The sequence below is a fragment of the Alteromonas sp. I10 genome (assembly GCF_003201515.1).
GTDB classification, from domain to species: domain Bacteria; phylum Pseudomonadota; class Gammaproteobacteria; order Enterobacterales; family Alteromonadaceae; genus Alteromonas; species Alteromonas macleodii.
On the sequence record NZ_QJJN01000008.1, the window covers coordinates 1 to 22,020 of the forward strand.

The following is a 22,020-nucleotide window of genomic DNA, read 5'->3' on the forward strand; positions in this document are numbered from 1 at the left end:
CTGAGCCATGATCAAACTCTTCAATTAAATATATCGAAATATGAATCGTCGTTGTGACACTCTTAACGAGTGCCCACACAGATTGTCTTGTCTAAATTTTTAAAGAACGTTACTAGCTTTTGCTAGCTGCCTCTCCCGAAGCGGATGCGTATCTTACAGCGCATCTTTTTTTTGTCAACAACTTTTGTTTATTTATTTTTAAACTTGGTTTTTGACATCCTCATCAGTTGTTAGCGTTTTGCCGTTCCCTGTTGAGGAGGCGCGCATTCTACGCATTCCTGTAGCATCGTCAACACCCTTTTTTAAATAAATATAAAAAAAGCGACCGTTCGGTCGCTTTTTAATCTATTAGTACATTAAGCATGCGTTTACGCTTGTATATCCTTATTCTATCAGCTCAAAAAGGCATATCCTCTTTATTATTGAGCGAAGACATCTGATTATTGCTACGTAATCATTCCTGCTTATTGTCTACACTTTCATTGCTTTTCTTTTTATCGGCATTGAAGTCTGCATCTTCTTCATGGTCGCCCACTACATCGTCTAACGTTACTTTCTCAACGGTACGAAACGTATTGATAGGTCCAGCTAACGCATATAGTGCAAAAACAAGGAACAATACTAAAGCGGGTTCTGTTGCCACAACAACGAATATCAGAAGAACTAAAAGAAGGCCTACAAAAGGCACCTTTCCATGCCAGTTTACTTCTTTAAAGGAATTATATTTAAAGTTGCTAACCATTAGTAAACCAGCTAAACCGGTCACTGCAGCAACTATTAAACCATAGTCGGTACCAACAGCATCATACTCAACTCCAACCCATACAAGACCAGAGACAACAGCCGCAGCAGCCGGACTTGCGAGACCTTGGAAGAAACGCTTATCGGCAATACCAACTTGCGTATTGAAGCGAGCTAAACGAAGAGCTGCACCCGCTACATATATAAAGGCCGCTAACCAGCCTAACTTGCCCAGCTCAGTTAACCCCCAATTATAAGCAACAAGTGCAGGTGCCATTCCAAATGAAACCATATCTGCCATTGAGTCATACTCAGCACCAAAGTCGCTTTGCGTGTTCGTCATTCTTGCCACACGCCCATCTAAGCCATCAAAAATCATAGCAACAAAGATAGCCACTGCCGCGGCTTCGAACCTGCCGTTCATTGACGAAACCACAGCAAAGAACCCCGAAAACAACCCTGCTGTTGTTAATAAGTTGGGAAGTAAGTATATCCCTTTACGTTTTTGATCAGACATATGTCCTCATACTTCTACATATACAATTGCACTAATTATTTCATAGATATGCAGGAACGCATAGCAAAGTAAAAAGACTGCCTCGTTCCTTTACATAGCGCCGTTGCAAAACGTTATTAGCTTTGCATTGATTACACGTACTCTTACCACAATGCCGGCGCTTGGCTTCTATTTATTCAGGACCGCGTATGCTCACGATTAAACAAACAACTAATAACTAGGTATACGGTTACATACCTTAAATAGCTCACCGTTCATATATCATACAAGTCCATGTTGAAATTAGGTACTACCAAGTTTGTGTTCACATAATGTGCGCACACATCACTCGGCTTGTACTTGAAGTGCTTTGCGCTTCATATATAGGAAAGCAATTATGCGAACGCTACAAAAAACGTTTTCTTTGCAAACTGTACTATTACTTTCCACAGCTTTGCTATCTACCCTGAGTGCTAATTCAGCATTCGCTACCTACTATAAAAAGCAAAGTTATTCTCACTGTGGGTCATCGAGCCAAAGCAACGAACAAAGCAATGTATGTAACTCTCCGTTGGGAGAATACACCTACGATCTAGTCGATGACAAAGTGACACAAACCAATCAGACGAATAATTCCTTTGTTCAAATAGACGGATTAAATATTAATATGTCCGCCTTTTCTGACACACAAGGAGTTACCGGCGAAACAGTCGTTGGCGCCAAGTTAGAAAAAATCTCAGATAAATGGGCTTACGGCATAACAAACAATGATGAAGCATACTATCGTGGTGACGCTGACCACGCTATTGATAACCTCAATTACTTCTCTAGCGGCAGCGATAACTCGAAAAACTACCGCTTCACAAATGTAGAAAGAGATTATGATTTTATATTGCTCTCATTTGATTCTGCGGTAACGCTAACTGGCGCCAGTTTTTCTTGGCTTTATGATAGTAGAGATAGTCAAGTGTCTGTGGCTGCGCTTAGTAACACCTCTAAACTAACGTCTGGCGTTAACACATGGAGTCATATTGTTGAAGATGCCCTAACGTCAGCTTCATTCGACATTGAGAGTTGTGAATATTTAGATCACCGTGCAGATTTCACGTTTACTGAGTCAGCACAATATTGGCTTGTAGGGGCATACAATACAGTATTTGGAAATATTGGTGGAGAATTTAACAACGACGCTTTCAAACTCGCCAACATTGGGTTTTCAGTTACAGAAACTGCGGGTACACCAGATCCAACCAAAGTCTCTGAGCCTGGCACTATTGGGCTACTTATGGCATGTTCACTTTTCGTAATGTGGCGCCGCAAAAAAGCCATTTAAAGAAATTAGACTTTAGATCACTGACAGATTGAAAAATCTGTCAGTTTTTTTTACTTCCCCACCCCCCACCAGCTTAATGCAACAAAAAAGTACAACAAAAACAAAACCATAGATAACTGGCATATTTCGTGCTAAAAGCTTGTAATAATCGGTTTAAATAGCAGTGTTATGAAGTTATCAAAATTTTTATTGGTATTTGCAGTAGTCTTTAGTTTTTCGGTTCAAGCAACAGATTCGCGCAAAGAAGAATATAATTATGATCTCGTGGATCAATACGGTAGTTATAATTTTTCTCAAACCTTAGACGCGACAAAAAGTTCGACCACGATTACGATCGATGGCGTTGATATTAAAGTAGGACTTACAGCTTGGTCTGATACATGGGGTCACGAAGACAACTACATACAACAAGCTCCGATTACAGACTGGGACGGTGGCTTAACAGTTACCAATAGCCAGTCTGGAGATTCACACTATATCGACAACTTTCATGGTGGCGGAGACTTCGACATGATTTTATTGAGTTTTGATACCAACGTTGTTCTCGACTCTGCGAGTTTCAGGTCTGTACACGGAGATAATGGTTCGAACGAAGTTACTATAGCAGGCTTGGCAGACATCGCGCTATCCAATCTAAGTTACAAAAGCACGTGGGCAGATGTTGCTGCATTTTCAATATCAGGTACAGTAGGCCATTATGGTATTTCGAGTAGTTTAGAGTCCAAATTTGGAGCAGTTAGCTCAGCTAAATATTGGCTAATAGGAGCCTACAATACTTTTTTTGATGATTCTGTAGAAAAGTATAAGGGTGTTGGCTTTAAGCTCCAAGCCTTAAACTTAGAATTAGGTACTACTACAACAACCCCACCAACACAAGTTAGTGAGCCTGGCGCCCTAGCACTGATGGGGTTGGGTTTAGGTCTTGTTCTTTATAGACGTAAGCGCCGCGTTTAATTGTTTAAAAACGCATAGAAAACACGTATCTTTAGAAGGTGGCTTAGGCCACCTTTTTTTATGCTATTTTTAAGCCAGCGGCTAGGCTAAGTTTCGAAGGTATATATGGATTTTTTTATTAATAAAAAGCGTGTTGTACAACGCGCTATTGTCTCTGCAGTTGCCTCATCATTAATCGCTTTTAACAGTTTTGCTTCTACGTCAGAAGACTACGAAAAAGCACTGACCGCGTTTAATCAAAACGAATACGACGAAGCCTATATCCACCTTAAAAACAGCTTACAAAAAGATCCTGAAAACCTTGCTGCAAAAATCCTAATGGGCGAAATACTGCTTATTAATGGCTACTTAACTGCAGCAGAAATGGAGTTTGTAGAAGCGTTGGAAATGGGTGCAGATATCAACCTTCTGGCAGAGCCTCTCGGCAACACTTGGTTGTTTTTGAACAGGTACCAAGAAATTGTAGACTTCTCTGATCTAAACAAACTGTCAGGTGATGCTGAGCGCGAGTGGCTGATGATACGTGCAACTGCATGTATTAGACTGCAAGACGAGTCGTGTGCCCTACGTGATTACAATACAATTGTTTCACGCACGCCTAATTTTGTACCTGCAATAAATGGCTTAGCCTCCATAGCTCTTCAAAATGAAAATTTATCCAAAGCGACCTCGCTTATAAATAAAGCTATGTCGTTAGAACCAGAAAATGCAATAACATGGCGATTGAAGGGGCAACTCGCATACCGACAGGGTGATACAGACGCTGCAACCGCACACTTACAGAAAGCGCTGACTTTTAATCGAGACGATCCCATTGCATTACGGAATCTTGTTGATTTGTATTTAGAAGCGAAAGACTACGACACGGCAAAACTGTTCGTAGATGAGATAATCCAAGATACACCCAATGATCCGCTCGCCATTTTACTTAATAGCTGGTTACAAAGCAGAGACAACCAGCAAGCTATCGATAACGAAAAACTAAAAGAACTTAACGACTTCATGGCTCAACTGGATCCTGAGCTTATTACCTCACAGCCCATGTTGCTTTACATAAGTGGTTTAACTAACTTCTTTAATAACAACATGGAGACAGCCGCGAAAGATTTTAACGCTTATCTGCAACAAGAGCCTGATGACTTACAGGCGGTATTGATGTTGAGCCAAGTTTACATGGCGACTCAACAAGATAAGCAGGCCCTTGCCCTGCTTGAACGTCATCAGGATGCGTTAATGGAAGACCCAGACTCAGCACTGCTTTTAGGTGACTTATTTATTCGCCAAAACAAAGCGTTTAAAGCCGAGCGACTTTTGCAAAATCTTGAATATAAATACCCGAATGAAAACAAGCTCCAGCTATTTAAGATTAAATTAATGGCTGCTAGAGGTAAGCAAGATGAAGCGCTATCGATTCTTGAAAATAACTTATCTACCTACAAGGATAATGCCGGCTTTCTTTTCACTTATTCATTGATGAATTTACAAGCTCAGCAGTTTAAGAATGCATTAAAAGGCGCTGACTTACTAAGCGCTTTGTTTCCAAACGAAGCAGAAGTTTTCAATCTTAAAGCCGGTATATTGATTAGACAGGGTCGATTAGAAGAAGCCAAGATCAACATAGAAAAAGCGCTAGCGCAAAACCCGACGCTTTTCCCTGCGAAATTCAATTTAGCAGCCACGGAAAGCCGTTTAGGAAATGTCGATAAATCTAACCTGCTAGTAGAAGAGTTACTTGCTCTGTCTCCCCAACATAATGAAACGCTGATGCTGAAAGCGTTCAATTTAAGCAAAGCAGGAAATCTAGAAGAAGCTAAGCAAATTTATCTCGATATATTGACGCTCACACCTTCAAATACTGGAGCGAGAGAGCGCGTTTCATCTTTGTATCAACAACAAGGCGACACAAAAAATGCGCTCTATCACTTAGACCTCTTAATCAAAGACGATTTCGACAACGCCGATTATCTCCTTCGAAAAGCAGCGCTTCAGTTAGAAGCAGGTCAACGTGCCGATGCAGAAAAAACGCTAAGTATTGTGAGGAATTTTATCAATGACGATGCCGGCAAGCTTATCGCATTTGCTGATCAAGCTCGAAGAGTTGATAATGATGAAAACGCCTTAGACGCCATGGCCCGAGCGTATGAAATAGCGAATACAAGTACGTTTGTCACGTTGCGCTATGTGAGCCTACTGCTCGACATGCAAAACAACGACAAAGCACAATCATTGCTAACAACCATTCCCGCAAACCAACAACAAAATCCGGTTTATTATTTCTTGAAAGGCCGATTGGCAGCAAATAAGGGAAACAGTGAACTTGCTATCAAAGAGTTCGAAAAAGCGTTAGATGTAGACGCTACTTTTGCACAGGCTTTTGTTGCCATTTACAACTACGCACTGAACGATCAGTTTGTCGATGTATTCTTGAATACGGCAAGAAAACTGGTGAGCGAGAATGAAAACAATCTGCTGGCAAAAAACCTGTTGGCGCAATACTTATTCTTCATTCAAGAGTTCGATGAGTCGATAGCGCTTTACAAGGAACTTGTTGAGCAACCAAACTTACTCAACCCTGCTGAGGCTTACAATCGCCTAGCGATCATGCATATCGAGGAATCGCTAGTCACTGCAAAAAACTATGCACGTCAGGCCTACGAGCTTCAACCAAACTCAGCAAAAATATTGGATACCTACGGTCACATCAAAGCGCTACAAGGAGACTATGAAGGCAGCCTTAAAATGCTGAGGGATGCGTTCGCCAGAGACGCCAACGACCCAAATATTCGCTATCATCTGGGCTACACGCTAGCCAAGCTCAATAGAATTGAAGAGGCGAAAAAAGAGTTAGAATATGCAGTAAAAGTGGAACGCCCTTTCTTTAAGCGTCCTCAAGCAAGAACGCTATTAGAGAGCCTATAAGGCTCTCTTCGCATGCAGCTATAGGCAGCACGAACAATTGCGTTTGTGCTTTTCCATTTTGCCAATACCAGGGTTAAACGTATTGGTTGGATCTAAGTCTTTGTAAAATTTCTGCAAGTTACTTTCGGCTTCATACAAATGACCTACATTGTGTTCAGCCGGATACTTAGCGCCACGACTGTCTAATAGTGCCAACATATCTGCTTTTACTTTTTTGGCGTCGCTGCCTTTTTTAAGTATGTAATCTTGATGAAAGACATGGCAGAAAAAATGTCCATAATAAAGTGACTTTTCAACGTGTTTGGCGATGTGCTCAGGCAGGTTCTCTACCCATAAATCATCGTTGCGGCGCAATGCGATGTCCAATGCTAAGATGTCTCCTACTTGCTTATGGTGTAACGTTTGATAGCGAACCGCGGCGCCAGCTGCAGCAAAACGTAATAAAAACGCCTTAGACGCTTCTTCTTCATTACAAGTAATGAAGTCACCATCTAGCTTCTCTTCGTTAAACAGCTTGGCCAAAAGTGTTTTAACCTCTTCGATGCCACCATCGCTCATTTTAAGGATTAGATGATGCTCGTACTTGTCGCGGTAAGTTCTTATACTCGAGGGTATTTGGTCAGAAAAGAACTTACTACCGAACTGCATCAATCTATCGCTTAGGTAAGGAGGAAGCAGAGGTAACTTGTTGAGCACGGCATCCACCCGCCCTTTGAGTGCAAACATTTTAGGTAGCGAGTCAGTTCCCAAACGCTGAATACTTACGATGGTATCTTTTCCGTAAACATCTGCAATATCGAACATTTCTCTATGAAGATATTCACCCACCTCAGGAACGTTTTTACATTGAGTCAGTATGTCTCTGCGAATACGAGTAAGTACAGAGGCATCATTCGTACCGATATAAAACGTTTGTTCTTCATTAGGCACTTCGAATGTATCCAAACGCACCGCGAACACAGCAATTTTACCTGCGCATCCACTGGCTTCGTAAAGCCGTGTTGGATCGGCATTAAAGCGGCTCGGCGTATCAGCATTTACGTCTCTAACGATGTGTTCATAATCACTTGCCGACGCTTTCATACTGGTTTCAGGTAGAGATTTTGGAAAGTTGCCAGAAGAAAGGTTTCCGATAATTTCTTCTGGCGTGTCGCCTAAATCTATCCCTAGGTGATTAACAAGCTTTAGCTCTCCGCTTTTATCCACCTGAGCGAACAGCGATAACTCAGTATAGGCAGGTCCCCTTTTGACAAGTGCCCCACCTGAGTTGTTTGCAACACCACCGACAATAGACGCACCTAGGCATGACGACCCAATTACAGAGTGAGGCGCACGCCCGAGTGGCTTTAGTGCCTTTTCAAGTTTGAACAGTGTTGCTCCCGGAAAGCTCAATACTTGCGTTCCGTCGTTAACCAGAACAATATCGTCCATTGCTAACGTATTTATAACCACCACTGGTCTATCGTAGTCGCTTCCACTTGGTGTTGAGCCTTCGGTCAAGCCGGTTTTCGCGGCCTGCATAATAATGATGCAGTTATATTCAACGCAAACCTTTAGCACTTCCCAATATTGCATTAGCGTATGTGGAAAAAGTACAGCCAATGCTTCGCCCTCGCCTGACCGCCATCCCTTGCGATAGTGCTCAGTTTGACGCGTTCCTACGGCAAGGTTGCTTTCCCCTAGCACGCGTTTAAAAGCGTCAATAATTGGGGTTGTTTGCATGTATAACTCCTTAGAACAGTGCAATGCGTATTAAAAATTAGTTTGTGCCGACTAATGGACCGCCGACTTCAAACACATAAACCCCCAACCATACTAAAATACCTGCAAATGCAACGTAATATATAGTTGGGATAACAGTCTTTCTTAAAGTAGCTCCCTCTTGCCCCATTAATCCTACCGTTGCCGACGCAGCTACAACATTGTGTATTGCAATCATGTTTCCGGCAGCCGCCCCAACGGCTTGCGCTGCGATAATTAGTGCAGGTGACAATTGAAGGCTTAGTGCTGCTTCGAACTGAAACTGGCTGAACATCATATTTGATACTGTATTCGAGCCTGCGATAAATGCACCTAATGCACCAATAGTAGGGCTAATTAATGGGAAAGCTTCGCCAAACATATTGGCGAACAATTGCGCGCCAGCTATCGGCATACTGACGATGTCGGCGCCATTCACACCTGAGTTTATAAAAAGCCTAACCATAGGAATTGTGAACATCAATACAAAACCAGCACTTAGCAACGTTTTGCTGGAATCATTGAAAGCCTTAAACAACACTTCTCCCTTGGATACCTTTTTACTTTGAATGATTACTGCAACCAATGCACCTATTAACAACAACCCACCAGGAAGATATAGCGGACTGATTGATGCACTTACACCGGTTTCACCCAGTATGTTGTCAAATGAGAGTGTCAGCGACGTAGTAAATTCTTTTATTGTTGGAAACACTCTGGATATAACGAGCAAAAGTGCAACAACTAAATAAGGGACCCAAGCAGTAACCCAATGCATGGCCTTTTGTGACGTTATGTCGTCTGCTTTTATTTCCAAATTGCCCAGCCAACCTTTGTCCCATGACGCTTTCGGCGGGAAATCCCATGTTGTTTTAGGCATCAAGAAACCATTTTTAGCTGCAGTAACAACCACTGCCAAGCTCACCAATCCTCCAATCAACGATGGAAATTCAGGGCCTAATACAATGCCGGTAAATACGTAAGGAATGGTAAAGCTGACGCCCGCGAATAAGGCGAAAGGTAGAATTTGTAACCCTTCGCGCCAAGATTTGTTGGAGCCAAAAAAGCGAGTGAGCATTACAGCCATTAAAACTGGCATAAATGAGCCAATAATTCCGTGGATAACTGCCACTTCAGAGGTGATTAGTTGAATAAACTGCTCCCATTGCCAGCCTTGAGCATGCAAAGTCTGACTGATCGCTTGGCCGTCTAAGCCTTTGTTTACACCAATGACAATAGGCGTTCCCACCGCGCCGAAAGAGACGGGTGTGCTTTGGATCATCATACCAATAAGTACGGCAGCCAATGCTGGAAAACCGATGGCAACAAGCAAAGGAGCCGCTATAGCGGCCGGCGTGCCAAAACCAGAAGCACCTTCAATAAAAGTTCCGAAGCACCAAGCAATGATTATTGCCTGGACTCTTCTATCAGGTGAAATGTTGGTGAAACCCTGGCGGATAACATCTATTGCTCCAGTATATTTCAATGTGTTGAGCAGAAAAATTGCACCAAATACAATCCACAAAACAGATACTGTAATCACTAAGCCTTGTAGAATTGAAGCGCCCACCCGTACTGCCGACATATCCCATGCTAAAAGTGCCATAAGTGCTGTACTTGCTAATACAACTGGCATTGCTCTTTTCGCAGACCACTGTAAACCCAATAGCAGCACTGCTGAAAGCGTTATAGGTAGCAATGCTAATAACCCAAGGGTTATCTCATTCATGAGTTTTCCTCTTATTATAATTAGTTAATTATTCGAGTTTCTAACGTTAGAAAATCGATGTTAATGCAGGGTTAAAATTTAGGTATGCGACTGTACTAATTTCTCACGTGTTGATATATATGCATTAAAGACAAAGTTTATTTCCATTTTTGGACTAATAGTGGCAAAAGCAGACGATATTATCCTTTTTGTGAACGTAGTTGATGAAGGCTCTTTTTCAAAGGTCGCTCAAAAACTCAACCTAACTAATTCTGTAGTAAGTAAGCGTATCGCACGATTAGAGTCAGATTTGAACGTTCAATTGCTTTACCGCTCTACACGAAAGCTCAATTTAACTGATGCAGGAAGAACACTGTACAATAAGGCGAGAATCGCCAATTTAGCCATTCAAGACGCAGAAGATGCCGTCAGTGGTTACAGTGATGAAGTGCGTGGAAAAATCCGAATTACTATGCCCAATGTATCGGCAAAACTGGTCTTAAATCGCGCAATTGCCGAGTTTTGCAATTTACACGAAGAGGTGGATGTAGAGCTTGCAATTACCAATCGCGTTACCAATATCATTGAAGAAGGTTACGATCTCGCCATTCGTACAGCACATCTTGAGGACTCCTCTCTTATTGCTAAACGCCTTATAGATTCAAAATGGATAGTATGCGCAAGCCCCACATATCTTAAAAACAAAAGCCGCCCAAATCATCCTGACGACTTAACTGAACATAATTGTTTAATTTACAAGTACGATAGCACTGGCCCAGACTTCTGGCCGTTTCATATTGAAGGAGAGCTTCATAACGTTCAAATTGGCGGGCGAATACAGTCAAATAACTTGGATGCGTTAAGGCAAGCCGCTATTGCAGGTGTGGGTGTAGCATTTCTTCCCAAGGCATTAGTGCATGAAGATATCGAAGATGGGGCGCTTTCGCCTCTACTTGCCGAGTACGTAACTAAGACTATGGGTATTTATGCCGTTTATCCTCGTTCGCGTCAGCCTGACAAAAAGCTAAAGCTACTGGTCAACTACCTTCAAGAGGCGTTTAGCAATAGAAGCGCCTATTTTTATTGATAAACATTGAAGTAATCTCCGTTTACATCAAAAACATGGCGCTAAACATAATTGAAGCGATCTTAAAACGCGAACTTAGCTGACGCTTGGATGTAATTGGAGTCAATGCTGTCTATATTGTCATCATTGATAGAATAAGCACCAAACTCTAGGCCAACATCAAGGCGCGGCGCTACCGTATCAATAACATTCACCGCCCAGTGCGAACGTTTGCGCCCCAAAATATCTGTTTTAGCTGCTCCATAAAATACAGTGCTGCGGAGGGTTTCAGTCCAAAAATGGCGATACGCTACGGTATAAGCCAGCGTACTTTCCGTTTCCAATGTTTGAGTTGCAGGATCCTCAACAACATCAGCAGTCATGCCGGCCGCAGCATACCGACCGGGCTTACCCGCGGTTAATTGAAAACGTAGATCATCTTTTGCAAAAAGTGGTATTTTGCCTGCGATATTTACTGCTGCTGTAACTTCTTCAACCCCTCCTTGATCGACAAGTCGTATTACAGAGCCGAAAGCATATTGCCCATATTGACTATCTAAATTGTATCGTACAACAAAGTCGGGTGTAGACTCATCAGGGTCAGCGGCTACACCTGTAAGCCCTACAGCATTGGCAGGTGCGTCGGTATCACCATCCCCAATGGTCTCTGGGCTTTCGATGGCAAATTGCCAGTTTCCAGAGGTGTATCTAACCTGAACTTGCCTTGCAAACACTTCTCCTACATGAGGACCACCAAAATCTAACGACTCAGGAATAACGTGAAGCGGCATAAAGGTGCTCCAGTTTTGCCCCGCACTCCAGTTCTTATAGGTGATGAAGAAGTGACGTAATCTCAAGTTAGTAGAGTTACTTACCGCTTCGTTACCGCCTCCGCCATACATATCGACTTCTATAAAAGTACTCACCTCCCCTATAGAAACGCCCATATTTAAGCGTGACTCTCCTACATTGAAACCTGTGTGTGATGTCTCTATTACTTCCCCGCCAGGAAAATTACCAATCCAGTAATCCTGATAAGCAATATCCCCTTCAACATGCCTGACATCTACTTTGGCATAACCTCCAACACTAACCTTAACGTGTTCGTTACCGACCTTCCCGTTGAACAACTCTATGCCGTGAGAAGGGTTAAGAATTAGCGCTAATGCACAAGCAGATAAGCGTAGGGTGTATTTATTGTTTGTTTTCATTATTCGTCCTAATAGCTGAAACTATTTAACATGTCGTTAACGGGCGGATAATGTATTCGTTCGTGCTCAGAGGATAAACCGAGTTTAGAATATTAACTTTTTCCTAAATTCGCATAATCAGAGGTTTACTTTTTGAATGTTAATTGTGTAAAGAGATGAAGAATATTGAGCATAAATCGCTCAATAGAAAAATAATAAAAGGCTACTTGTTGCTAACACGATAAGTGAAAGTAATGATATTGATTGAAGTGTCTTACCCCAACTTTGCGAAAACCAACTTAAACACAAAGACAGAGAAAACACAGTAAGTGCAGACATAATAGTATCTGCAGGCGAGAATGTCGCTTGATTTACACTCAATGCAAATACGGCAAAACCAGTACCTATGGCACCGACTGCGCTCACAATCATGCATAATATGAAATGCGCACAAAGCTTAGCTATATCTCGGGGCATTGAGCGCACAGAAACTAACGCTTCGTTTGAATTATATAACTGCATCGCAACCTCTTAACCCTCTCAATAATAAGTTAATGATAATCGTTATCATTATTAAATCAAGAAAATTAATTAGCTGTATTAGGAAAATTCATTAAACAAGAAAGCGTAATCTGTCGCTCTTCGACCAGTGGCTTTTTAGTAAATCGTTTTTTGTTATGAAGCTGCCGATTAATGGTCTTTCGCGGAATCTACTGGCAATAAAAAAGGCACTGGCTCCAGTGCCTTTTGGTTTTAATTGCTGACAACGAAAAGTCCGCTGTCATCTGCATCAATACGAATGGTTGATTCCGGTATTAATTCGCCAGCAAGTAATTGATGCGCGAGTGGATTTTCCACCTGCACTTGTATCGCTCGCTTAAGCGGACGTGCGCCAAACACTGGATCGAAACCCGCGTCCGCCAATTTATCCATAGCCGCGGCAGACAGAGTAAGCTTATAACCTTTTTCTGCGAGCCTAGCGCGAAGCGAGGCAAGCTGAATTTTAGCAATAGATTTTATTTGCTCCTTCCCTAATGGATGGAATACTACAATATCATCGACGCGGTTGATGAACTCCGGTCTGAAGTGTTGCCCTACAACACTCATTACCGACGCTTTCATATCGTCATACTGACTTTCGTTGTGCTTATCTTGAATGATATCTGAACCTAAGTTGGACGTCATGATCACAACGGTATTTTTAAAATCTACAGTACGTCCTTGTCCGTCAGTCAACCGGCCGTCATCTAGTACTTGAAGCAGAATATTGAATACATCTGGATGTGCCTTTTCAACCTCATCCAACAAAATGACCGAGTATGGTTTGCGACGCACCGCTTCGGTTAAGTAGCCACCTTCCTCGTAGCCAACATAGCCAGGAGGTGCACCCACTAAGCGTGCTACCGAGTGTTTTTCCATAAATTCTGACATATCGATACGCACCATGGCATCTTCAGTATCGAACATAAAGCCTGCCAAGGCTTTGCAGAGCTCAGTTTTGCCCACGCCAGTTGGCCCTAAAAATAAGAATGAGCCAATAGGTCGATTTGGATCCGCAAGCCCAGCACGTGAACGGCGAATTGCGTTTGAAACCGCTTCAACCGCTTCTTCTTGTCCAACAACCCGTTTGTGAAGTACGTCTTCCATACGCAACAGCTTCTCACGCTCACCCTCAAGCATTCGCGCTACAGGTATACCCGTCCATCGCGAAAGCACATCTGCAATTTCAACGTCCGTCACTTTATTTTTAAGTAACGTCGTCTCGCGAGTTTCGTTTTCAGCCGCTTGCTCTAACTTTGCTTCAAGCTCTGGAATACGGCCGTACTGAAGTTCCGACATACGATTCAAATCAGATGCACGTCGCGCTATCTCCAAGTCAAGTTTAGCCTGCTCAAGCTCCCCTTTAATGGTTTGAGTGCCCTGCATTGCGTCTTTTTCATCCAGCCACACTTTCTCAAGCTCTGCGTACTTGGTTTCCGCTTGCTCACGCTCTAACTCAATCATCTCAAGTCGCTTATGACTCGCATCATCTGTTTCTTTGGCCAGAGCTTGCTCTTCCAATTTTAGCTGGATGATACGACGCTCAAGACGATCCATCTCTTCGGGCTTGGAGTCTATTTGCAATCGAATGCTAGACGCAGCCTCGTCTATAAGATCAATGGCTTTGTCTGGCAATTGGCGGTCGCTAATATAACGATGCGACAAACTTGCCGCTGCAACGATAGCGGGATCAGTAATATCTACCGAGTGATGGAGCTCATAGCGCTCTTTTAAGCCACGCAGAATAGCAATAGTGTCTTCAACGCTCGGTTCTTCAACTAATACTTTTTGGAAACGACGTTCAAGTGCTGCGTCTTTTTCAATGTACTGACGATATTCATCCAGTGTTGTAGCACCAACGCAGTGAAGTTCACCACGGGCTAACGCAGGTTTAAGCATATTACCTGCATCCATCGCTCCATCGCCCTTCCCTGCACCTACCATAGTGTGCAGTTCGTCAACGAATAAGATCACGCGGCCTTCTTCTTTAGCCAGCTCATTAAGCACTGCTTTAAGGCGTTCTTCAAACTCACCGCGATATTTAGCTCCCGCCACTAACGCGCCCATATCAAGGGCAAGAACACGCTTGTTCTTTAAGCCCTCAGGCACTTCGCCATTAATGATGCGCTGAGCCAACCCTTCAACAATAGCCGTTTTACCCACACCCGGCTCACCAATGAGTACTGGGTTGTTTTTGGTTCGACGCTGCAGTACTTGAACAGTTCGGCGAATCTCATCATCTCGACCAATGACCGGGTCGAGCTTGCCTTGTTCTGCTCGCTCGGTTAAATCTGTCGTGTATTTTTCAAGCGCTTGACGTACATCTTCAGCATTAGGATCCGTGACCTTCTGACCACCACGCATGTCGTCTATTGCGCTTTCAATAGCTTCTTTAGTGATATTCAGGCTTTTGAGGATTTCCCCCAAGCGCCCTTTATCTTGTAGCGCCGCTAGAACAAAGATTTCTGAAGTGATGTATTCGTCTTTTCGCTGCTGCGCTATCTTGTCACAAAGATTTAGCAAAATGCCGCTGTCTTTACTTAATTGAACATCTCCCCCAATGCCTTCAATACGAGGTAGGCGCTCAATAGCTTGGCTCAGTGCTGAGCGTAGCGCATTTACATTGATGTTTGCTTGGTCAAGCAAAGGGCGTACTGACCCGCCTTGCTGATTTAGCATGGCAGTCATTAAATGGACAGGTTCAATGTATTGATGATCTCGCCCCAATGCGAGTGATTGAGCATCGGATATTGCGAGCTGAAATTTACTGGTAAATCTATCTAGTCTCATAATCTCAACCTAATTAATGAACAACTATACCTGCGTTAACACGCCGCGATTACGAACATTTTAACTCTCGCTGAGTGGGTAATGATCTATGCGGAATGGTATTCTTTATGTTCTAGTTATGTAGGCTGCTCAATTGCGATTCAAGTATGAGATTAAAAAGTTAGCCAAAAAGATAACAAATAATGTATGAAGTTTGATCTAGCGCAACTGTTTGATCAGACTAAAACTGCCGCCTTTTTTCGAAACAATTTAAAGCAGGCCTATTACGCTAACTATACGCCCAGTCGTGCGCTTGTTTTGATGCGTAGCTCTTCGATGGGAGTAAAAACGCTGTTCGTCAGTGTAAGTGCACAAGTTACTTTGTGTAATATTCTCAACGCCAGCTTGCTGCAATTGCACCTGTGCCACTAGAGGCAGATCTAATAAGTACTTCCCTCTATTAGAGCTATTAGCAATGGCACCGTCTATATGGCGAAACTTACTCGCCAACTGTACATCAACTTCGTAGCAGGGCCCGCTGATTGCAGGACCAACCCAAGCGATGAGTTTTTTTGCATCGCTGCCAAAGTGTGAAACAGCACTTCCGATAATGTTAGTATCGAGACCTTTCCAACCAGCATGTACTGCCGCCACTTCTTGACCGCTTTCATCACACAATAAAATGGGCACGCAGTCTGCGGTCATCACCGCACAAAAATGCGATGTTGAAGAAGAATACGACGCATCAGCGGTGGTATCTGCGCTCGGCAATGACACCACGCGGTTGCTGTGCACTTGCTCCAACCATGTGATCTTTTCACTATGTGGAATTAGGCTTCTATTGGCTTTCACTAGTAGGAGGTCGTCCCCCACGTGGGCGCCAACGTTCAAACCTGCAAAATCACCTATGCTTGTACCTCCCATTCTTGTCGTTGTGTATGCAACAACATTTGCGGGACATGACCACGCTGGCGTAATCAAATCCAGCGTGGATGAAATAGGTGAATTCGCAGCTGACAATGTCATAAGTTCGCCTTACTTATTAAAGCATATCTTGTGGATTGTCCGCGGTGTCCTTTTTCACGGCTTTAAGCAAGTCCTGCATATCTTGAGGTAGGGGAGCTTTCCACGTCATCCACTCTTCAGTTTCAGGGTGAAACAGCGAGAGCTGTGCGGCGTGCAACGCCTGACGTTGGAATCCGCGAAGCGCAGCGATAAATTCTTCTGACGCCCCTTTAGGAAGACGAGGACGCCCGCCATAAACTTGGTCGCCAAGCAAAGGATGCTTGATGTGGGCCATGTGTACGCGGATTTGGTGCGTACGGCCAGTTTCAAGCTTCAAACGCAGGTGCGTGTATGCGCGAAATTTTTCGATAACACGAAAATGAGTGACCGCTGGCTTGCCCATTTCACGTACTGCCATATGCGTACGTTTTGTTGCGTGTCTACCAATAGGCGCATCTACAATACCACCAGCGACCATCGTACCTAAGGCAACGGCTTCGTATTCACGACTCATTTCCCGACGTTGAAGTTGGTCAACAAGATGCGTTTGAGCAGGAATTGTTTTTGCTACTACCATTAACCCCGTCGTGTCTTTGTCAAGGCGATGGACAATGCCCGCACGTGGAACTTTGTCTATCTCTGGACAATGATTTAACAAGGCATTTAGCACGGTACCGCTTGGGTTCCCTGCACCTGGATGCACAACCAAATCTGCTGGTTTGTTTATGACTAGGATGTGTTCATCTTCATAAACAATGTTTAACGCGATGTCTTGCGCTTCGCTCGTTACTTGTACATCCATTTCGGCCTGTACAGTAACAAGTTCATCCATTTGCATTTTGTGGCGAGGCACGGTGATTACTTCACCGTTTACAGCAACATTCCCATCTTGGATCCAAGTTTTTAGCTTAGAACGAGAATATTCAGGGAACAAATCAGCCAAAACCTGATCTAACCGTAAACCAAAATGCGCAGCTTCCGTTGAAGCTTCTAATTGTATTGTGTTCGGCGACTGTGTCATAACACCATTGATTACGTCTAAAAAAGGGTATTATAACAAGTATTCACGCTGTACACTGCCTTGTTTACGTTTTTGTATGGTTTTTCTCATCGTTAGTACGTTAGAATGCAATTAAAGTGTTGTTGTTTAACACATGAGCTTAGACAGCGAAGTATTAAAACTGTTTAGCAGGAAAATAGAATTATTATGAAATCATTTCGTCTACTGGCCCCCGTTTTATTGGGTGCTATGGTATCTGTCGCAGGATGTAGCTCTTCAGATAATGAAGAAAAAGCCGTATTAGCTAACATGGGTGCGCAGCAACTGTACGACAGAGCAAAGCAGAGCATGGAAGTAGGTAACTTCAGCGCTGCAGCACAAACGTTAAGCGCGCTAGATTCGCGCTACCCGTTCGGTCCCCTATCCCACCAGGTACAGCTAGACCTTATTTATAGCTATTATAAGTCAGGTAAAAACGAAGAAACGCTTGCCACTATCGACAGATTTATTCGTCTGAATCCAAACCATTCAGATGTTGATTACGCGTATTACATGCGTGGATTAACTAACATGGAATCAGATAGCAACCTTTTCCAAGAGTTAATGAATATTGACCGTACGGATAGAGACCCGTCGAAGTCTCGTGCTGCGTTTGAAGATTTCCGCAGACTGATTCAACAATATCCAGATAGCAAATATGCCGCAGATGCGAAACAGCGCATGGTTCATATTAAAGACCGCTTGGCTCGCTATGAAATCGCTATTGCACGTTTCTACATGAGACGCCAGGCTTATGTCGCTGCAGCAAACCGTGGTCGCTATGTTATAGAGCACTTCCCGAATACCACTCAAGTGCAACAAGCACTCGAAATTATGGTTTCAAGTTATGAGCAGCTTGGCCTAGATGAATTGCGTAACAATGCGATGAAGACACTAAAGCTTAACTACCCTGACAGCGAATTTATTAGCTAGATTTGGCTATTCTGTTTTGCTAGAGCTTTATGCAACCAATAAAAAAACGCACATTTGTGCGTTTTTTTGTATCTGGATGTCACATATTGAGCGTTCGCTTGATAGATTACTAGCGGAAAAACAAGTGACTAAAAGGGTTTAACAATCTTGCAAGGCCCGAAGTAAAGTGCAATGGCTGATCAACAATGCTAAATACAAGGCAGCCTTCTTTACCTTCGGATTTTGGCGTGTGCGTTTTATCACCATCCATGAAAATAAAGTCGCCGGTATCATAACGACTTAGCCCATCACTGAACTCACCATCAATGACTAATGTATATTCCGTTCCACGGTGCGTGTGCTCAGGTACACTACCACCACTTCCCATAAAGATAAAATTAGCTACACCTTGATTTCCAAGGTCAACTGGCGCCTGCCACAGCTTCCCGACCAAACTTGACCAGTTACCAGTCTTATCGATGTAGCGGTGAAGCGTTCTGGGTAAAGTGAATACCCTTCCATCTAACTCGATGGTATTTGCACTTGCCTGCGTTTGCAAGGCCGCCCGCTTCTTTACGGACTCACGATACGCTGTGGGCTGTTCCATCAAAGCATTATTTTGTTTCGATGATGGGAGCTGCGTAATTTGGGATAGCATGTCACCAAACTGAAGCGACATTTCAGCTCTGTCGCTTGCCGATGAATTGGCGTTCGAAACCATTTGAGCAGCAAGACTTTCCGTTTCAATTTCAACAAAACGCTGACATTTCTCACACATGTCACAATGTGCAGAGACCATCAGTGATATAGCAGGTGACAATGTTCCCTCAACAAAATCTTTAAGTTGCTGGGCACTTGGGTGAAACCTAATCATTATCGTTTAACATGACCTTTAATCGTTGAAGTGCCAAACGTGTCCGCGACTTTACTGTACCTAATGGAATAGAAAGCTCATCGGCGACTTCTTGTTGTGACTTGCCATCAATATAGATAGCTTCAACCACTGCTTTCTGTTTTACAGGTAGTGATTCGAACAAATAGCCAATCTGCTCTAAAGTAACTTGTTCGTCAAGTGGCGCCTCGTTTGCATCGGCTGTTTGTTCGCATAAAACTGGCCATAGATCGTCAGAACAAACATCCTCTTTTCTATTCTGCAGTTTTCGAAGCATATCAAAGCGAATATTGCGTGCGATTGTGAAAATCCACGTTGACGGAGAACCTTTTTCTGCATTGAACAGGTGCGCTTTCTGCCACACATTCGACATAGTATCTTGTACCAGTTCCATGGCCAGTGCCTCATTACCCATCTGTTTCAGTGCATAAGAACGCAGCCGAGGCGCGAAGTAGTTAAACACTCTTGCAAATGAACGCTTGCATCGGGTGTCTGCAACCGCGACAAGGTAATCAGACATTTCAGTTGCACACTCTTTAGGCTTGATTGTGCTGTTACTTTGTTCCAAAGGAATTCCAACTAACATAAGATTCGTCCGCTTTTCCGTTTTGGTTGTATCATTCTACGGCGTTATGACTTAAAACGTTTGCGAAAATCGCTAATATTGGATTACGAATTTGTAATGTCTTTATCCGACTCAACGACTAAGCGATTAGTGCAGAGAGATAGTTCAATAAACTGGTACATTCTCTTTGCGCTAAAAAGTGCTGTTTTTGCGAGCCGTCTACTGGCAATAATTCTAACCACCGATTTAATACCCAATTAGGGCAATCAAACTTTGGTGATTCGTAAAGCGATGCCAACTCTTCGTAGTTTCCAAATATTTCTTTAAGTCGCTCGTCCATAGGCGCTATTTGTTGAGGAGCCAAATCGCACTGCCAAGGTTCTAACACCTTGCAACTACCGGTACGAAGACCATCTTTTTCAACTTCTATGCTACTTACCTCAACTAAATGAGAACCAGCAACCTTTATGCCAAGCAACCCATCATCGAGCATGTCGAAGTCAACAACCTGCGCATAAGTACCTATTTTATGAATATGCTCATTCAAATTTTTGTCACCGTTAGCATTAAGCATACACATCACAAAGCCTTTATTTTCAGCACATGCCTGCTTAACCATTCGCACGTATCGTGGCTCAAAAATGCGCAATGCCATTCTACCTTCCGGCAAAAGGTGCGCAGATAAAGGAAATAAAGGAAAACGTTCTACACTCATACTCAGCACTTCCGAAAACACGAAAATAATTACGCAAGTGAGAACAATTAGGATCGAATGGGAAAATTTTTCACATATAAATGGAAAAACATGATCTTTAGCACGACGATTAATGTAATTTAGTTTTTAAATAAAACATTAACAGATTTCATATCAGAGACTTGCAATTTGAACGTGAAAATAACCGCGAATTTTTTTAAGCGTCGACATTACCGATATGCAAATCTGATTTTGAATTATGAGTTAAGGAAAGGCCATGGACGTCATTGGACGCTTTTGTAAAATTTACACAGACATATGTCAAATTTCTCCAGACGACCTAGAACATATCTATGCCGACGACATACTGTTTATCGACCCAATCACTACACACCATGGCATTGATGAAGTAAAACGCTATTTTTCCAACTTATTGACGCAAGCCGAAAGCTGTAAGTTCGACATTGCGGACATTTTTACTTGCTCGCCCAATGGCACAAAAGAGCATCCATCAAGTCGTTCAAAGGTTACCCATATCGCAAACTGGACGATGACCCTTACGCTGAAAGATAGTGATAAGCAAATTACGCTAGATGGCACCACGCAACTTGGTGTCAGCGATGACAGCATTATTTACCACAAAGATTATTACGACTTGGGCGAAATGGTCTATGAGCACGTACCCATCCTAGGTTTTGTCGTTAAAAAAATTAAAGGGAAGCTAGCAAAGTGAAAAGTATTCTAATTACTGGCGCCACATCGGGTATTGGTAAAGCATTAGCAATAAAGGCTGCAAACAGCGGTTATCAAGTGATTGCCTGTGGTCGAAATGAAGACACACTCAACGAGCTAAGTAAGTACAATAATATTAGCGCATGCCAGTTCGATGTCACTGATCTTGAAGATACTCGACGGGCGCTAGCAACGGTTAAATTTGACATTGCTGTACTCAACGCTGGTACCTGCGAATATGTAGATATCGACGACTTCGAGCCAGACATGTTTCGCCGCGTATTCGAACCTAATTTCTTTGGCGTTGTTCATTGTGTAGACGCTCTTCTTCCACGACTTAAGCAAGGCGACAAGCTTGTGATTGTTGACAGCATGGCTCGCCTACTCCCTTTCACACGAACGCAAGCGTACGGTGCGAGCAAAGCTGCCCTACATTATTTTACTAAATCATTAGAAGTAGACCTTCACCACAAAGGCGTGAAAGTGCAAGCGGTGTCTCCTGGATTTGTAGAAACGCCCCTCACAGATAAAAACGATTTCGAAATGCCAATGAAAATTAGCGCTGAAGAAGCCGCTGACGCTATGCTTAAAGGAATAGAGGGCAACAAACAAACAGTTTTCTTCCCTCGGTTCTTTGGTTTTATTCTGCGCTTTATGCATATACTGCCAACCCCACTGCAAAAGCGATTGTCGTTGGCAATGAGAGAAAAACAATAAGAGAAGAT

At 43.1% G+C, this 22,020-nt stretch carries 18 protein-coding genes; 7 read left to right on the forward strand and 11 right to left on the reverse strand.

Annotation, left to right across the window (positions count from 1 at the left end):
- Positions 1-454 precede the first annotated feature (454 nt).
- On the reverse strand, positions 455-1,258 hold the full coding sequence (pssA, locus tag BZA03_RS14910) for a CDP-diacylglycerol--serine O-phosphatidyltransferase (protein WP_014950059.1): 804 nt from the start codon (positions 1,256-1,258) through the stop codon (positions 455-457).
- Positions 1,259-1,634: 376 nt separating this feature from the next.
- On the opposite strand from pssA, the gene xdp1 (BZA03_RS14915) reads away from it, so the two are divergent.
- The 3 genes from xdp1 (BZA03_RS14915) to prsT all read left to right on the forward strand — a co-directional run bounded on the left by xdp1 (BZA03_RS14915) (position 1,635) and on the right by prsT (position 6,443).
- Positions 1,635-2,570 carry an exosortase-dependent surface protein XDP1 gene (gene xdp1 / locus BZA03_RS14915; RefSeq protein WP_110289187.1) on the forward strand — a complete coding sequence of 312 codons (936 nt, stop codon included), beginning with the start codon at positions 1,635-1,637 and terminating at the stop codon, positions 2,568-2,570.
- Between the two features lie 168 nt (positions 2,571-2,738).
- Entirely contained in the window at positions 2,739-3,524 is a 786-nt protein-coding gene (gene xdp1, locus BZA03_RS14920) for an exosortase-dependent surface protein XDP1 (RefSeq protein ID WP_110289188.1), read from the forward strand.
- A 105-nt stretch (positions 3,525-3,629) separates the two neighbouring features.
- Positions 3,630-6,443: an XrtA/PEP-CTERM system TPR-repeat protein PrsT gene (prsT, locus tag BZA03_RS14925; protein ID WP_110289189.1), complete on the forward strand. Its 2,814-nt coding sequence runs from the start codon at positions 3,630-3,632 to the stop codon at positions 6,441-6,443.
- A gap of 18 nt (positions 6,444-6,461) precedes the next feature.
- Here the strand turns inward: prsT and dld are convergent, their stop codons facing one another.
- A complete protein-coding gene (gene dld, locus BZA03_RS14930) occupies positions 6,462-8,165 on the reverse strand; it encodes a D-lactate dehydrogenase (protein WP_110289190.1) in 1,704 nt (567 codons plus the stop codon).
- Positions 8,166-8,202: 37 nt separating this feature from the next.
- Entirely contained in the window at positions 8,203-9,912 is a 1,710-nt protein-coding gene (locus BZA03_RS14935; RefSeq protein WP_110289191.1) for an L-lactate permease, read from the reverse strand.
- Positions 9,913-10,072: 160 nt separating this feature from the next.
- On the opposite strand from BZA03_RS14935, the gene BZA03_RS14940 reads away from it, so the two are divergent.
- Positions 10,073-10,978, forward strand: coding sequence for a LysR family transcriptional regulator (locus tag BZA03_RS14940; protein WP_110289192.1), 906 nt, complete (start codon positions 10,073-10,075; stop codon positions 10,976-10,978).
- A gap of 62 nt (positions 10,979-11,040) precedes the next feature.
- Here BZA03_RS14940 and BZA03_RS14945 read toward each other — a convergent pair whose 3' ends face one another.
- From BZA03_RS14945 to rluD, 5 genes are all read right to left on the reverse strand, one after another.
- Complete coding sequence (locus tag BZA03_RS14945; protein ID WP_110289193.1) at positions 11,041-12,168, reverse strand: DcaP family trimeric outer membrane transporter; 1,128 nt, start codon at positions 12,166-12,168, stop codon at positions 11,041-11,043.
- A 180-nt stretch (positions 12,169-12,348) separates the two neighbouring features.
- Positions 12,349-12,669 carry a hypothetical protein gene (locus BZA03_RS14950; protein ID WP_110289194.1) on the reverse strand — a complete coding sequence of 107 codons (321 nt, stop codon included), beginning with the start codon at positions 12,667-12,669 and terminating at the stop codon, positions 12,349-12,351.
- 231 nt (positions 12,670-12,900) lie between these two features.
- Positions 12,901-15,477, reverse strand: coding sequence for an ATP-dependent chaperone ClpB (clpB, locus tag BZA03_RS14955; protein ID WP_014950068.1), 2,577 nt, complete (start codon positions 15,475-15,477; stop codon positions 12,901-12,903).
- Positions 15,478-15,726: 249 nt separating this feature from the next.
- A complete protein-coding gene (gene pgeF, locus BZA03_RS14960; RefSeq protein WP_039228263.1) occupies positions 15,727-16,482 on the reverse strand; it encodes a peptidoglycan editing factor PgeF in 756 nt (251 codons plus the stop codon).
- Positions 16,483-16,498: 16 nt separating this feature from the next.
- Positions 16,499-17,482 carry a 23S rRNA pseudouridine(1911/1915/1917) synthase RluD gene (gene rluD / locus BZA03_RS14965; protein ID WP_014950071.1) on the reverse strand — a complete coding sequence of 328 codons (984 nt, stop codon included), beginning with the start codon at positions 17,480-17,482 and terminating at the stop codon, positions 16,499-16,501.
- Positions 17,483-17,668: 186 nt separating this feature from the next.
- On the opposite strand from rluD, the gene BZA03_RS14970 reads away from it, so the two are divergent.
- A complete protein-coding gene (locus BZA03_RS14970; RefSeq protein WP_014950072.1) occupies positions 17,669-18,433 on the forward strand; it encodes an outer membrane protein assembly factor BamD in 765 nt (254 codons plus the stop codon).
- A gap of 109 nt (positions 18,434-18,542) precedes the next feature.
- Here BZA03_RS14970 and BZA03_RS14975 read toward each other — a convergent pair whose 3' ends face one another.
- The 3 genes from BZA03_RS14975 to BZA03_RS14985 all read right to left on the reverse strand — a co-directional run bounded on the left by BZA03_RS14975 (position 18,543) and on the right by BZA03_RS14985 (position 20,584).
- Complete coding sequence (locus BZA03_RS14975; protein ID WP_110289195.1) at positions 18,543-19,286, reverse strand: ChrR family anti-sigma-E factor; 744 nt, start codon at positions 19,284-19,286, stop codon at positions 18,543-18,545.
- The gene (locus tag BZA03_RS14980; protein ID WP_014950074.1) at positions 19,279-19,890 is read right to left on the reverse strand and encodes a sigma-70 family RNA polymerase sigma factor; all 612 of its coding nucleotides are present in this window, start codon (positions 19,888-19,890) and stop codon (positions 19,279-19,281) included. The genes BZA03_RS14975 and BZA03_RS14980 overlap by 8 nt, the downstream gene beginning before the upstream one ends.
- 118 nt (positions 19,891-20,008) lie before the next feature.
- A complete protein-coding gene (locus tag BZA03_RS14985) occupies positions 20,009-20,584 on the reverse strand; it encodes an LON peptidase substrate-binding domain-containing protein (RefSeq protein ID WP_014950075.1) in 576 nt (191 codons plus the stop codon).
- A gap of 256 nt (positions 20,585-20,840) precedes the next feature.
- Here BZA03_RS14985 and BZA03_RS14990 point away from each other — a divergent pair, with 256 nt between their 5' ends.
- Positions 20,841-21,296: a nuclear transport factor 2 family protein gene (locus BZA03_RS14990; protein ID WP_110289196.1), complete on the forward strand. Its 456-nt coding sequence runs from the start codon at positions 20,841-20,843 to the stop codon at positions 21,294-21,296.
- Positions 21,293-22,012, forward strand: coding sequence for an SDR family NAD(P)-dependent oxidoreductase (locus tag BZA03_RS14995; RefSeq protein WP_110289197.1), 720 nt, complete (start codon positions 21,293-21,295; stop codon positions 22,010-22,012). Before BZA03_RS14990 ends, BZA03_RS14995 begins: the two co-directional genes overlap by 4 nt.
- Positions 22,013-22,020: the final 8 nt, after the last annotated feature.